Origin of the sequence: Psychromonas aquatilis (assembly GCF_038155185.1) — a bacterium.
GTDB lineage: Bacteria > Pseudomonadota > Gammaproteobacteria > Enterobacterales > Psychromonadaceae > Psychromonas > Psychromonas aquatilis.
Genome location: NZ_JBAKAZ010000013.1, coordinates 20,284 through 34,749, shown reverse-complemented (window position 1 = coordinate 34,749; position 14,466 = coordinate 20,284). Strand labels below are relative to the sequence as shown.

The following is a 14,466-nucleotide window of genomic DNA, read 5'->3' as shown; positions in this document are numbered from 1 at the left end:
TTACTAAACTGATAAAAAATGCCCAAAATAATTAACGTGAATAATACCGCTGACTTGCCTTTATGGCAAAAAGAACTCGCAAATGCAGTTAAAAATCCACAGCAACTGTTAGAAATATTGGAGATTGAGCAGGAAAATGACCTAATTAGTCTTGCTGCCAAGAAACAATTCCCAATGTTAGTGCCCCTGCCCTTTGTTAATAAAATGCAAAAAGGCAATATTAATGATCCTTTATTAAGGCAAGTACTGCCAATTAATGATGAAGAAGAGATTGTAGCGGGCTTTTCGGCGGATCCATTAACTGAGCAAAATAACACCCAAAAAGGTTTATTGCATAAATATAAAAGCCGCGTATTAATCATTTTAAAAACTGGGTGTGCTATTAATTGTCGCTATTGTTTTAGGCGTCATTTCCCCTACGCAGAAAATAACGTTAACAAATCACAGCTGCTAGAGATTATGAGTTATATTAAAAATAACCCAGATGTTAATGAAGTCATTCTAAGTGGTGGTGACCCATTAATGGCAAAAGACAAACAATTATTTGAATTGTTAACACAATTGGAATCTCTACCTCAATTAACTCGATTACGTATTCATTCGCGTTTACCTGTCGTGATCCCATCTCGTATTACACAAGCACTAGTGGACCGCCTACAAGCGAGCCGCTTAAGTGTCGTATTGGTGCTGCACATTAATCACGCGCAGGAAATTGATGCGGAGCTCGGAACAGCGATAGCTAAATGCCGTGAAGCCGGGATCCACTTATTAAACCAAAGTGTGTTATTAAAAGGAGTGAATGACAATACGGCTTCTTTAGTGGCATTGAGTGAGGCGCTATTCTCTATTAATATCTTACCTTACTATCTATTTTTATTAGATAAAGTTGAAGGCGCAGCGCATTTTGATATAGAAGAGAAACAAGCTCAACAATTACATAGAGAAATGCAAATTGAATTGCCAGGGTATTTAGTACCAAGATTAAGCAGAGAAGTCGCAGGACAACAAAGCAAAACATTAATACATTCGTTATAATACTGATTATTGATAAAAAGCGTTTTAGGAGAAATGAATGAGTAAAGAAAGCGTACAAGCACAGCTTCAAGAGAATATAAAAATAATTTACCACCGAGCTGTAGACGCAGATCAGGCTTTGCTTGAGCTTCGAAAACAAAAAACGGCTTCATTTGCGCATATTTTTGCCAATGACACGCCTTTTCAGAATCATTCTGATACTTTTTTACCTTACGTAGAAGAGTTAGCTGCCGACTTACAAGCAATACAAACAGAAACAGAAGAAAACTATCAAAAGAAGCTACCTGTTATTGTCGTTAAAATTGAATTGTTATTTAAAACATTAAATGCCTTTAAAGACAAACTAAAAACGAAATAAGCAAGGAGAGTGATTAGCCGTAACCTACTCTAATGTAATCACTGCCTGCTCAATTAGTCATATTTTTGAGTGCTCATTAACCACAAAGTGAACCTAATAAGCACTCAATAAAAACTATCTCGTAAAAGAATACACTTCCAAAAATAGACATTTTAAGTAATATATAATGACCTATATGATAAAACTTCATTAATCGCTATCAACAAGCAGTTGGAAGTTTTTCTATAATCAATCACGCTCAATAATAAACAATAATGGCATTAGCAATTTTTTAATGTTTTTATTTTTTTTAATGACTCTTTATTAACTTAGACGTAAAGGAAAGGCAATGTACCCACACCTTAGAGATATCGGCATCCGTACCCCAGAAAATATTACTCGCTATTCATTACGTAGAGAAGGTGAAAAAGACGTATTAAAAGTTTATTTTCGTAAAGAAAGTGGCATGTTAATAGGACGCAGTAGTAAATATAAATTCCAACGCCAAATGAAAACAGTAAGCAGTGGTCAACATGAGCAAAGTACGACTAAATTGTCAGAGATAAATCCAACCTTACATAAAATAATTCAAGAGTTAGATAGCTTAAGTTTACAAGTAAGTTCAGAAAAGGAACTAGAAAAACAAGTATTGTCTGACCTAAAACATCTGCAGCGAGTAGTAGATGGAAAAATTACAGAAATCGAACAGAAATTAAAAATATTAACAGATAAAAAAACTAAATAACGAACAAAAATACACATCAAAAAAGCGAACTATTCAGTTCGCTTTTCTATCTCACTCTCACACTATTTCGTCATTGTTTTCTCGTCTTATGATCCAGCTCAACATTACCTTTTTGAAAACTTAGACTTTATTGTAATTAAGTAATACAAATGCTATAAAATAGTCATTATAATTCAATTTTTATAGCAATATTTTTCAATAAGCACATATATTGGAAGATATGAGGCTGGCACAAAAACAAGTCTCATCAACTCCACTTTCATTAATAGAGGTATTTAATGTCTACGACCAAGTCTTTTGATGCGATTAAAGCGATCAAATTAGAAAATGACAAATCAGCAGGTAACCTGTTAGATGTCATGCCAGTTAAAGTACAAAAAACTGAAATTGACCTTTCTTTTCTTGATAATTTAAGTGTCGAGCATCCTCGTTTATTAGTTCAAAGTAAAGATCTTCCTGCATTTAAAGCGAGCTTAAAAGCTGACGCAGGTTACTGTAAATTTGATGCGTTCATGAACAACTCAACAAACAAATTCTTGGAAACAACACCTTACGAAGAGCCAAAAGCTTACCCAGAAGAAACCGTTGGTAAAGCATCTCTATGGCGTCCTTACTGGCGTCAAATGTACGTACGTTGCCAAGAAGCCTTCAATGCAACACGTAACCTTTCTATCGCAGGCATTGTATTAGAAGATGAGTCAATCATCGCTAAAGCAAAAGCATGGACATTAAAATTAGCTTCTTACGATCCAGAAGGTGTGACTTCGCGTGGTTATAACGATGAAGCGGCTTTCCGTGTTATCGCAGCAATGGCTTGGGGTTACGATTGGCTACACGCTTACTTCTCAGATGAAGAACGTGAAGTGGTGAAAAAAGCGCTTATCGTACGCTTAGAAGAGATCATGCACCATCTACAAGTTACCGTTGACCTATTAGCTAACCCGCTAAACAGTCACGGTGTTCGTTCGATTTCATCTGCGGTTATTCCAACTTGTATCGCACTTTACAATGAATACCCTAAAGCACGTGAATACATCGAGTACGGTATCGAATACTACGCGGTGCATTACCCACCATGGGGCGGTAAAGACGGTGCTTGGGCTGAAGGTCCAGATTACTGGAATACACAAATGGCCTTCTTAGGTGAGTCTTTTGACCTACTAAAAAGCTACACTTCTATTAACATGTTTAATAAAGAGTTCTACAAGAATACAGGTGACTTCCCTCTATACTGTATGCCTGTTCACTCTAAGCGTGCTAGCTTCTGTGACCAATCAAGTATTGGTGACTTCCCAGGCCTTAAACTAGCTTACAACATCAAGCACTTTGCTGGTGTTAATAACAAGCCTGAATACATCTGGTACTACAACCAACTTAAAGCGCGTGACACTGAAGCACATACAAAATTCTACAACTTCGGTTGGTGGGACTTTGGTTACGATGATTTACGTTTTGATTACCTATGGAACGATATGCCTGAAGTTAAACCTTCAGATGCACCGTTACTAAAAGTATTCCCAATCACTGGTTGGGCAGCATTCCATAGCAATATGACAAACCGTGAAGAACATATCCACATGATCTACAAATGTAGCCCATTTGGTTCTATCAGTCACTCACACGGTGACCAAAACGCATACACATTACATGCATTTGGTGACACATTAGCGGCAATCACTGGTTACTACGGTGGTTTCGGTGTAGACATGCATATCAAATGGCGTCGTCGCACCTTCTCTAAAAACTTGCCATTATTTGATGGTAAAGGGCAGTACGCTGAAAACACAACAACGAACTTTGAAGGTGAACACCAAGATCGTTACTGTGTTGAAGCAGGCGGTAAAATTAGTGATTACGATACAGAATCAGACGTATTATTTGTTGAAGGTGATGCATCGACGTCATACCAATTCCATAACCCAGACCTAGAATCTTACAAACGTAAAATCTGGTTTGCTAAAGGTAAAGTATTTGTAATGCGTGATACTGCGGTCATTAAATCTGAGCAAGATTTAACGTGGTTATTACACACAACATTTAAAACAGAAACTGCTAAAGATTCATTCCAAATCATCGGTGAAAATGCAACATTAGACGTTTCATTCATCAATGATGCTAAAGATGATCTACTAAGCATCGAAAACGTTGAAGGTTTTGGGGAAGTTGACCCAGCTGAATACGCTGATCTTGAAGTACATCGCCATGTTGAAGCTAAGTTCAAAGCTAAGAAAGAGCATGAAATTTTAACGTTATTAGTACCAAGTAAAGTAAATGGTCCTAAAACAGAGGTTTCATACAATCTAACGGATACAACATTAACACTGAATATCGACGGTGAAGATGTGGTAATTGAGCTATAATTTACTCCTTAACAAGGTTTATTAAATAGCTAATAATATAAAGCCGCTTATTTAAGCGGCTTTATTGTTTTACAGATTTACCTGGAACATCAATTAAAAGAATCCCATCGGATTAATATCATAGCTTACCAACATATTTTTAGTTTGTTGATAATGCTCCAACATCATTTTATGGTTTTCTCGACCGATACCTGATTGCTTATACCCTCCAAACGCCGCATGTGCTGGATATAAGTGATAACAGTTAGTCCAAACTCGACCAGCTTTAATTCCACGCCCGACTCGATAAGCAAGATTACTATCACGAGTCCATAGACCAGCACCCAAACCAAATTCACTGTCATTAGCAATATCTAACGCATGCGCTTCATCTTTAAAGGTAGTGACACTAATAACAGGCCCAAAAATTTCTTCCTGGAAAACTCGCATGTGGTTACTGCCTTTAAGCAGAGTCGGTTGAATATAATAACCATTGTGTGCACCATCAACTTGTTCATAGGCCCCGCCAGTTAAAACCGATGCCCCTTCCTCTTTACCTATTTCAATATACGCTAGGATTTTCTCATATTGTGCTTTAGAGACCTGTGCCCCTACCTGACTATCAGTATCTAAAGGGTTGCCTTGAATTATTTTTTTAGTTCGCTCGATAAGACGTTCGATAAATTTGTCGGCGATAGATTCTTGGACTAACAAACGTGATGGGCAAGTGCACACCTCACCTTGGTTGAAGAAAGCTAATGCCGCCCCCTCTAGACATTTATCAATATAAGTATCTTCATGATCCATCACATCTTCAAAGAAGATATTTGGTGATTTCCCCCCTAACTCAACCGTTGATGGTATTAAATTTTCAGCTGCACATTGTAAAATATGCTTACCAACAGGGCTTGAGCCGGTGAACGCAATTTTTGCAATTCGTTTTGATGTCGCTAATGCTTGCCCTGCTTCTGCACCAAACCCATTCACCACGTTTAATACACCTGGCGGTAATAAATCACCAATAATCTCCATTAAAAATAAAATAGAAAGAGGTGTTTGTTCAGCAGGTTTTAGTACGATGCAATTCCCCGTTGCCAATGCTGGTGGGATTTTCCATGCGGCCATTAATAGTGGAAAGTTCCAAGGGATAATTTGACCAACAACGCCTAAAGGTTCATGAAAGTGATAAGCGACTGTATTGTGATCAATCTCCCCAAGCGAGCCTTCTTGAGCACGAATACAACCTGCAAAATATCTAAAATGGTCGACAGCTAAAGGCACATCTGCTCCCATTGTTTCACGAATACATTTACCGTTATCCCATGTTTCAATTTGTGCTAGTAAGGCTTGATTTTCTTCAATTCGGTCGGCTATTTTAAGCAATATATTAGAGCGCTCGGTGACTGATGTATTGGCCCACCCAACTTTAGCATTATGCGCAGCATCTAAAGCAAGCTCGATATCTTGTTGGTCTGAACGAGCAACTTCACAGACATCTTCTCCGGTTACAGGAGTTTTATTTGTAAAGTATTGACCATTGACAGGAGCAGTCCACTTGCCATTAATGTAGTTATCATAATGCGTTTTAAACGTGATTTTTGACTCAGCTGAACCTGGATTTGGATAAATCATAAACACCTCTCATTTATTGTTATTGCGTTATGTAATATTCATCCTATTGCTTAAATCGTATTTTGCCTGACTGTTAATTCAAAACTATTGACTGCCAGTACCAAACCAAAAGAGAGTGACAAATATGAGAAGTAAAATTGTTCAAGATCAAAGAAATCAACCGCAAGTTTTAGTAGAGAATAAAATTGCGTTTGCAGGAGAAGAGTCTGAATTAAGTCTTTATGATACCTATCAGTCGACAAACAATATTGCACTCTCATCTGACCAACTGATGTTTTGCAGCATGCTAAGTGGCAAAAAAATAATGCATGATAATAAAAGAGAATTTGAAACGACCTTCTTGCCACATGAGTCTTTTATCATGGCACCTAATCAAGTTGTTCAAATTGACTTCCCTGATGCGACCAATACCCAACCCACATCATGCCTTGCAATCGAGATTAGTAGCAAATACATCACTAAAGTTTGTGAAAAGTTAAATATAGAAGCATCACTATCCGATTATCAGCGAGAATGGCAATACGATAATAAGTTGTTACATATCCACCACAATACAGAAACGCAAGCATTATTAAATCGTATGATTCATATCTTTACAGAAAATCATCAAGATAGGGATTTTATGGTCAATTTATCCGTCAGTGAATTAATAACACGTCTATTACGAGAACAAACCCGTGAATTTATTTTATGCCATAGCCTGTCCAACCCTGAATATAACGGTATAAATAATGTTGTAGCCTATTTACATCAACATTTAAAAGAAACAATCAGTATTGATAATCTAACGAAGATCTCTTGCATGAGTCGCACTAAATTTTTTAATGAATTTAAGCGTATTATCGGCTGCACTCCTCAGGACTTTTTATTTCAATTACGCCTTCGAAAAGCAGCAGATTTATTAAAAAGAAACCAATCTGTCACACAAACGTGTTTTGCCACTGGCTATCTCAATACAAGTCACTTCAGCCGCAGTTTCAAAAAGTGTTTTGGCGTCAACCCCAGTCAATATAAACAGATTCATAACTCAACTAATACTCAAAATGCTCCTGTAGCAAATAGTTGGAGGTTAAATGATTGAAGAGCATCAAGGGGGCTTTATTAGCTCTACGCTTTAATAGCGTGATCCATTTCGCTAATAAAAGTTAGGCTTGTTGAACCAAGCTATACCCATAAGCTGCGATAATTAACACAACGCCACCTATCCCTTTTAGTAAAGTCTTACGGTTTTCACTCGCCTCAATTTTCATTAACTTCCCCCAAAAAAAGTAAGCAAATACGCCCGATAAAATGGCATACATAATTGCCACTTGTTCCGTTTCTTTTAACACATCAAAAGCACCGTAATAATGATGGATAAGCTCACTAGTAAGCTTAGGAATAGCAGACAAGAAAGTATGTGCAAATAATGTATAAATAATAAAAAATACAAAAATGGCAACGGGTAAACGGTAAGGTGTGAGTTTAGATTTATTCATAATATTCTTCTTGATAAGGAATCGATTAAATTTTCTGATTTAGGTATTCAATACTGAATCAAATTCAAGTATCAGTATACATAGCTAAGCTAAAAACATAATCAATGACTAGGCTTTATTCAAATAATTATTTTCTGAGTTGTCTTTTTTAAGCAAAAAAAAAGCGGTTAGTAAAACTAACCGCTTATTATTAATTGATGAAAGTAAACTTCAAACTAAATTAGTTCATTTCAGGAAGTCTATCTTTATCTTCGTCATCGTCACCATCATTACTTACTGCACTGATTGCTTTAACCAGTAATAAACCAATGGCTGTTACGATACCACCACATAATACAAAGATTAAACTTTGAGAGAATGGGTTTGGTAAGAAGAACATCGCCATGATCATTATACCAGCAGCGGCAATTAACAGACCTAACATTTTACGTTGTTTGTTATCAAGGTTTGCTTGAGCAGCAGACGTATTATGTAAAGGTGTAGCAATGTTGTTAAAGAATGTACTTACATCTTTTTCACGCGCTTCTGATAATGGTTTGTAGAACAACATAGTTAAGATGAAGAAACCACCAGTAATCACGATATGACCAATTAGACCAAGTCCTACTGTTAAGTCTTTCCATTCACGACCAGTTAATTCATTTAAACCAAACCAACCTTCAAATTGACCTTTTGTAAGGTAAATACCAATGAAGTACGAAACAAAACCACCTACAGCAAGCGTAGCCCAACCAGCCCAGTCCGGTGTCTTACGAATGAAGAAACCTAAGAATGTAGGAATGGTCATTGGGAAACTAATTAAAGCACCAACACTCATCATAACATCGAATAAGCTCATACCTTTTAACGAGTTAATGAATAGAGCAACACCGATAATAATTAAACCAAAGGCTGTAGAAGTCAGTTTAGAACATGTTACTAATTGCTTCTCTGATGCTTTAGGATTAATTACAACTTGGTAGAAGTTCTTAACAAAAATACCTGAGTTACGGTTTAAGCCAGAGTCCATTGAAGACATCGTAGCAGCAAACATCGCAGAAATAAGTAAGCCAACCATACCTGCAGGCATGTATTCATTTACAAAGTATAGGTATGCATAATCACCCGCTTTTTTACCTGCTTCTGGGTAAATTGATGCAAGATCAACACCTGTAGATGCTAAGAACCAGCTAGGAAGGAACCAAATTAGTGGACCAATTGTCATTAATACACAAGCTAGTAGTGCAGCTTTACGCGCATTTTTAGAGTCTTTAGCCGCAAGGTAACGGTAAGAGTTAAGCATGTTATTAGTAATGCTGAATTGCTTAACAAAAATAAAGAATGACCAAATAGCAAAGATACTTAAGTAGTTAATCTCTGTACCAACAATGAAAGACACTTCACGTGTATTTTCAAATCCATCGATGATATTAGAAATGCCACCACCTAAATCAAGTGCAACAATCGCACAAGTAATGGTTACAGCCATAATGATAACCATCTGCATAAAGTCAGATGCAATAACGGCCCATGAACCACCCGTTACCGACATAGCTAATACAACTAGGCCTGTTGCCCAAATAGTATATTCGATATCAATGTTGAATAAACCAGAAGTGATAATAGCTAATGCATTTAACCAAATACCCGCATTAATAACACTGGTTGGCATGCTCGTCCAAGTAAATACTTGTTCATTTTTCGAACCAAAACGCTGACGAACCGCTTGGATTACTGTTACAACACGTAGTTGACGGAATTTAGGAGCAAAATATGCAAAGTTCATGAAGTAACCGAACGCATTTGCCATAAAGATAATAGCAACAGGGAAACCATCATTAAATGCTTTACCGGCCGCACCAGAGAATGTCCAGGCACTAAATTGTGTCATGAAGGCTGTAGAACCAACCATCCACCAGAGCATGTTACCGCCCCCACGAAAATAATCACTTGTGTTACTTGTGAATGTTCTAAACATCCAGCCAATGGCGATAAGAAATAGGAAATAAACCCCTACCACTAATAGATTATAATCCATATCAAGACCCTTTAATTGTTATTAATAATGGCGCTACTGTATACCAGCATTAGCATTATTTGTATTACAATAATAAAAGTATGTGATTAGAATCATATTAAATTAGTTTTAGGGTAAAAAACGCAACATAAATGTAACGCTTAGATAACAAAAAAACACCACATTTTCATGATTTATTTTTCTTAAAACCCACAGTTAAAGCCTATAAATAGGGCTTGGGTATTATAACAAGCAAACAGCAGAGCCCCCTTTAAGTAGTTAAGTATACTTAAAGGACAATTAGCTCAATAAGTAAAGAACAGGCTTTATTTCGAATAAATAGAAAAACAAATGAAAAACTAATAAAGACAGATAAATCAGCTGTTAAAAGTAAAAAAATGAGGCATGCCATATCAATTAAATAAAAACAACAGAAGAAATCAAAATAAATGACACCTCCCACAACAAGTTCAACAAAGTGTTACACACATCAACAAACCTATATAAAAATTCATAATAAAGTGTCTTTTATTAAAGTTAAGTCATTGATTTAAAATAAATTAACTAACTGGTCAATAATATAGCAAATGACTTAGCAAAAAAAGTTAGAGCGAAATCACAGAATAATGAGGCTATTTTTAGGTATTCTATTTGTATTATGAAATACCAAAGAAATTTACTGCAGAATATAAAGTCTTATTCTGAATTTGTAAAAAACAGATAGCCTTTGTTATTTACAAAATAGAATGTTGCAAGATCGAGCATTGTAACAAGCAAACTAAAAATCAAGCTATTATAATTAAATCAAAATGGAAGATTAATCATGAAATTACAAAACAAACTAATTCTTGCTGTTGCCACCAGTGTCTTATCAAGCACAGCTTTTGCTGCATCACTTGATTTTCGTCATGAGTGGAAGAACGATACACATGATGAAGCTAGCCGAGTAAAATTAGGCTCAGGATTCAATATTGATAGTGTTGAAAACTTAAAAGCTAATGTTGGTTTAGAAATGAAGTTTGCTAGCTTTGATAGAACACAAACGCTTAATGATACAGAACTTACAGAAACAGAATTAGACTTAGGTCTTACTTACAAAATGGGCCAATGGCAAATCAAACCAGGTATGCCAATCTCTCTAACAGATCGTAAAAGAACATTTAAACCGCAAATCCGTGTTGTTTACAACTCATCATTTGGATTACAAACGGCTTTACGTTACCGCCATGAGTTTGCAAACTACTCAGATCCAACAGATGGTGATACAAACGCAGAAACAGGTGAAAAAGTTAACCGTCCTCAAAAGTCTAAGGTTACATTAACTGGTGCTTACAAAGTAAAAAGCTTACCAAACCTTAAACTAAACTATGAAGCAAACTATGTTAAATCATGGAACCACGTAAAACAGTTTGATAATAAAGATTGGGAATATGATGCTGGTATTAAAGTAGGTTACCAATTAGGTGACTGGCGTCCATATGGTGAACTATGGAGCAGCGATGAAGGTTCAAGCACAAGTAAAAGACAAGCTAAATTCCGTATTGGTGTGAAATACAATTTCTAAAATAATAATAATTTGAGTCCAAAGGTTGCTTATGGCTATGAGCAACCTTTTTTCATAATTCCCCTTTGCACTTACCAGATAATTATTAATAAAATCAGTAAGCTAACGCCAATATATTAACTACTTATTAGATAAAGATCGTTTCTTCTATGTCTTATTAAAATCACATATTTTTCAAAGAGTGACTCTTTTAAAAGATAATATTAATGAATAACCAGATTCAATGCATTATTGAAAGTACACGCCCCTTAAGATAAAAAGCTAAATAAACGGCTTTAGCATCTGACTCTTGATAACAAAAATTACCAGTAATACCAATTATATTAAATAAGTGATCTAAATTTTGCGCAGGAAAAATGACTGAGTTCAAGGCGTAATTTGAGTTAAATAGTTGTTCTATTTGCAAAAATTACAACGCAGAAATAAGTTATTTTAACAAGTAAAATAGATCAGTTAATTAGTGTGATTGGTATAAAATATTGATTTAGCCTAACGTGTTCAAGGTAAAGCTTTAATCTAGATTAGATACTGGGTTTTAGTTAGTTTAAATTGAGCGGATAAGGTTGGGCCAGCAGATAAGATAACGTGCAAAAATACCTTTAATAACAAGCTGCCCCTTCAATGCGACAGCCTGTGAATACTTATTTTTACTTAAATCGCTCTAGAGAAGTCAAATTTCATATGTTTAACGCAACCATCAGTGCCTTCAAAACATATCTTTAATAATGCTAGAAATAGCTCTCCTGCAGATAATGAATCGACTAGTGCCCCATGCGCTGCATATTCAGGTAAATTATGGCGCTCTCGTATAGAGCCTAAACGAAAGTCCTGCGTCTCTGAATTGTTTTTATACATAAGCAAAGATTTTTCAAGCTTTAATGTGTCTACCCACAACAAGGGTAACGGTGGTAGGTTATAGCGCTTTTTCATGTAATGATTTAAAAAACGCTTTTCTATCACACTGCCATGTACAATAATCACTTTTCCTACTGCAGCTGCTAAAAATTTATCCATTACCACAGACCAATGTTTCCCCTGCTCAAGCATTTCAGGAACAATGTGATTGATAATAGCTGTTTCAGCCTTGATCTTTTCACCTGAACTAATAAAAGTCTCCACCGCCTTACTCAGTAATAACTGCTGGTTAATAATAGGTAAATAACCAACACTTAGTAAAGAGTCCGTTTCAGGGCTAAAACCAGATGTTTCAAAGTCGACAGATAAGTAATCAAGCGAATAAACATTACTTTCCAAATCAGGTAAAGGCGCACTTAACAGTGCTTTTATATTATCGGGTAGTTTATGCTCAGCTAAGTACTTTTCTCGCTCACGTTTTAATTTATTTAATGGATGAAAGTAGTTGAAGATAGCTTTCATAAATTCCCTTCTTTATTTAGAGACTTAGTTACTCTGATCAAACTTCAATTTTGTATAATCTTGCAGGTCTGCAATGATTCTAAATGCATCTTTTAGATGCTTTCTTTCAAAGCTACCAAAAGAATTTGGCTCAATATTATTATCGGGTACTCGTCCCTCTTTAAGCGCTGTTAATTGATGCGTTAACCTCACCTGAGTCAAAAATTGGAAAGAGCCCTGTATATTTTTAAGCATATCTTCACTTAACACACCATCCTCATAAGAATGTGTAAATCTGGCCATTGTTTCCGCTTTTTCCGAACCTGAAAATAAGCCATAAATTCGTGCTAAATCCACTAATAAGTTAATAGCAAATTTTTTAATATTTAAGGTTTTAGAGTTCTCTCCACTCTTTTCCAGTACTAGTGAATTGAAAATACCTAGCGGTGGGTTTGTCGAAATCGAATCTCGCACCATTGAAGATAAGAAAACATGTGATTCTTTAATCCTCGAAAAGAGATGTTCTTGTAATTCTTTATTAAAGGATTCATTACCATGCAACCAACGTGTTTCTAAAAATACCGTTGCATTCAGTAGCCCTTCATACTCAGGGTTAGCCACCCATTTACTATAAGAAGCTTTCCAAGCTCTTAATGTCATACACCACTTAGGGTTCACAGCCATGAATTTTCCTGTGCATAATGGATAAGCACAGGCATCCAAGGCATTGCACACCCACATTGCCAAACCTTTAAAATAAACCTTATCTGCTGCTGTCGCTTCATTCGCTAAAATAATCGCATTATCTTGATCTGATAGCATATGTACTTCATTACGCGCATGAGAGCCAGCAACAATCCAAGCATAATCACAAGGCGGTTTGCCAAATTTCTCTTCAGCGATTACTAGTAAGCGGCGATTATAAGCGTCCATGATCATCGTCATTACATGACCAATGATATCGCCACTCACTTTCCCTTCTACTAATGCTTCAAAAATAGCTTGTCGTTCAGGTGTTAATTTAACAAGATCATCAAGTGTATTAGCGTATTTAATTTTTTCAATTAAAAATACAGCCTGTATTCTATTATTACGCACTAAATGCGTAGTTGTTAATACACCAAGCACTTTATTCCCTTCGACCACTGGTAAACTACGTATATTATTTTGCATCATTATCGAAGACGCTTTTAATACCAAGTCATTAGGTCCAACGGTGAATGGTTTAGGGGTCATAATTTCTTTAACAGGTCGGTTGTAATCTAACCCTGCAACAATAACCCGCTTGGTCATATCTCGGTCGGTTATTAACCCGACTATTTCACCATTTTCTGTGAGTACAGCGGTAGGCGAACAAACCGCCATAATCTGTTCAGCGACCTTTCTAATTGGCGTACTAGAGTCAGCAACAACAATTTTATCACTCGCCACATCAGATACTTTTTTTACAAAGATACCTTTTTCACTGTCCGACCAAACAACATCTAAAGCTGAATGTAGACGGACTTGTACACTACTTGCGAAATGTTCTGCGAAATCAGGGTATTCCTCTAAAAGGTTTAATAGATCAGAGTGGGGAATTAAGTATAACAATGTGTTTTCAATTGCTACTGCATTGTAATCTTCTTTAGACTCTTTATGTTCTTCTAAAAAAGTAAAACCAAATAGATCTTCAGGCCCTAATTTAGCGCGTAACATACCATTATGTTTACGTTGCTCCATCGAACCTGTACGAATCACATATAAGTAACGTAATTTATGCTCTCCGCCAAATTGAATTTGCTCGCCTTTCCCTAAATACGTAATCTGAATGCAGCAAGCAATTTTACGTTGCAGTTCTCTTGGTAATTTATCAAAAGGGTCAATGGTTGCTAAAAAGTCACGAATGTTAGGAATTAATGTTTGAGGCATATTTAATCCTTTAAAATACTTCTTAATACAGACATAACGAAGAAATATTTATGTTGTGGATAAGGGTTATGAT

Annotated in this window: 11 protein-coding genes; 6 read left to right on the top strand and 5 right to left on the bottom strand. The window is 36.0% G+C overall.

Going from position 1 to position 14,466, the window contains the following annotated elements:
- The first annotated feature begins 18 nt into the window (after positions 1 to 18).
- The 4 genes from epmB (at position 19) to V6256_RS05290 (ending at position 4,477) form a co-directional block, all read left to right on the top strand.
- Positions 19 to 1,035 (top strand): EF-P beta-lysylation protein EpmB, encoded by a 1,017-nt coding sequence (gene epmB, locus V6256_RS05305; RefSeq protein ID WP_341597035.1) that lies wholly within the window; start codon positions 19 to 21, stop codon positions 1,033 to 1,035.
- A gap of 37 nt (positions 1,036 to 1,072) precedes the next feature.
- Positions 1,073 to 1,393 carry a hypothetical protein gene (locus tag V6256_RS05300; RefSeq protein ID WP_341597034.1) on the top strand — a complete coding sequence of 107 codons (321 nt, stop codon included), beginning with the start codon at positions 1,073 to 1,075 and terminating at the stop codon, positions 1,391 to 1,393.
- Positions 1,394 to 1,721: 328 nt separating this feature from the next.
- Entirely contained in the window at positions 1,722 to 2,117 is a 396-nt protein-coding gene (locus tag V6256_RS05295) for a DUF3461 family protein (protein WP_341597033.1), read from the top strand.
- 278 nt (positions 2,118 to 2,395) lie between these two features.
- Positions 2,396 to 4,477, top strand: a complete 2,082-nt coding sequence (locus tag V6256_RS05290; RefSeq protein ID WP_341597032.1) for a DUF4962 domain-containing protein — start codon at positions 2,396 to 2,398, stop codon at positions 4,475 to 4,477.
- Between the two features lie 93 nt (positions 4,478 to 4,570).
- Here the strand turns inward: V6256_RS05290 and exaC are convergent, their stop codons facing one another.
- Positions 4,571 to 6,088, bottom strand: coding sequence for an acetaldehyde dehydrogenase ExaC (exaC, locus tag V6256_RS05285; protein ID WP_341597031.1), 1,518 nt, complete (start codon positions 6,086 to 6,088; stop codon positions 4,571 to 4,573).
- A gap of 124 nt (positions 6,089 to 6,212) precedes the next feature.
- On the opposite strand from exaC, the gene V6256_RS05280 reads away from it, so the two are divergent.
- Positions 6,213 to 7,169 (top strand): AraC family transcriptional regulator, encoded by a 957-nt coding sequence (locus V6256_RS05280; RefSeq protein WP_341597030.1) that lies wholly within the window; start codon positions 6,213 to 6,215, stop codon positions 7,167 to 7,169.
- A 64-nt stretch (positions 7,170 to 7,233) separates the two neighbouring features.
- Here the strand turns inward: V6256_RS05280 and V6256_RS05275 are convergent, their stop codons facing one another.
- Positions 7,234 to 7,566, bottom strand: a complete 333-nt coding sequence (locus tag V6256_RS05275; protein ID WP_341597029.1) for a hypothetical protein — start codon at positions 7,564 to 7,566, stop codon at positions 7,234 to 7,236.
- Between the two features lie 220 nt (positions 7,567 to 7,786).
- On the bottom strand, positions 7,787 to 9,583 hold the full coding sequence (locus tag V6256_RS05270; RefSeq protein WP_341597028.1) for a sodium:solute symporter family transporter: 1,797 nt from the start codon (positions 9,581 to 9,583) through the stop codon (positions 7,787 to 7,789).
- A gap of 802 nt (positions 9,584 to 10,385) precedes the next feature.
- Here V6256_RS05270 and V6256_RS05265 point away from each other — a divergent pair.
- Positions 10,386 to 11,126: an oligogalacturonate-specific porin KdgM family protein gene (locus tag V6256_RS05265; RefSeq protein WP_341597027.1), complete on the top strand. Its 741-nt coding sequence runs from the start codon at positions 10,386 to 10,388 to the stop codon at positions 11,124 to 11,126.
- A gap of 651 nt (positions 11,127 to 11,777) precedes the next feature.
- On the opposite strand, the gene V6256_RS05260 is transcribed toward V6256_RS05265, so the two are convergent.
- Together V6256_RS05260 and V6256_RS05255 are read right to left on the bottom strand one after the other, a co-directional pair.
- Positions 11,778 to 12,503 carry a 3'-5' exonuclease gene (locus V6256_RS05260; RefSeq protein WP_341597026.1) on the bottom strand — a complete coding sequence of 242 codons (726 nt, stop codon included), beginning with the start codon at positions 12,501 to 12,503 and terminating at the stop codon, positions 11,778 to 11,780.
- A 24-nt stretch (positions 12,504 to 12,527) separates the two neighbouring features.
- Positions 12,528 to 14,393: a DUF294 nucleotidyltransferase-like domain-containing protein gene (locus tag V6256_RS05255; RefSeq protein WP_341597025.1), complete on the bottom strand. Its 1,866-nt coding sequence runs from the start codon at positions 14,391 to 14,393 to the stop codon at positions 12,528 to 12,530.
- Positions 14,394 to 14,466 lie beyond the last annotated feature (73 nt).

Bases quoted from the DNA above. Each gene is read 5' to 3' on its own strand.
- V6256_RS05255 (WP_341597025.1), bottom strand. From the start codon at position 14,393: ATGCCTCAAACATTAATTCCTAACATTCGTGACTTTTTAGCAACCATT.
- V6256_RS05290 (WP_341597032.1), top strand. From the start codon at position 2,396: ATGTCTACGACCAAGTCTTTTGATGCGATTAAAGCGATCAAATTAGAA.
- exaC (WP_341597031.1), bottom strand. From the start codon at position 6,088: ATGATTTATCCAAATCCAGGTTCAGCTGAGTCAAAAATCACGTTTAAA.
- V6256_RS05270 (WP_341597028.1), bottom strand. From the start codon at position 9,583: ATGGATTATAATCTATTAGTGGTAGGGGTTTATTTCCTATTTCTTATC.
- V6256_RS05275 (WP_341597029.1), bottom strand. From the start codon at position 7,566: ATGAATAAATCTAAACTCACACCTTACCGTTTACCCGTTGCCATTTTT.
- V6256_RS05300 (WP_341597034.1), top strand. From the start codon at position 1,073: ATGAGTAAAGAAAGCGTACAAGCACAGCTTCAAGAGAATATAAAAATA.
- V6256_RS05265 (WP_341597027.1), top strand. From the start codon at position 10,386: ATGAAATTACAAAACAAACTAATTCTTGCTGTTGCCACCAGTGTCTTA.
- V6256_RS05260 (WP_341597026.1), bottom strand. From the start codon at position 12,503: ATGAAAGCTATCTTCAACTACTTTCATCCATTAAATAAATTAAAACGT.
- V6256_RS05280 (WP_341597030.1), top strand. From the start codon at position 6,213: ATGAGAAGTAAAATTGTTCAAGATCAAAGAAATCAACCGCAAGTTTTA.
- V6256_RS05295 (WP_341597033.1), top strand. From the start codon at position 1,722: ATGTACCCACACCTTAGAGATATCGGCATCCGTACCCCAGAAAATATT.
- epmB (WP_341597035.1), top strand. From the start codon at position 19: ATGCCCAAAATAATTAACGTGAATAATACCGCTGACTTGCCTTTATGG.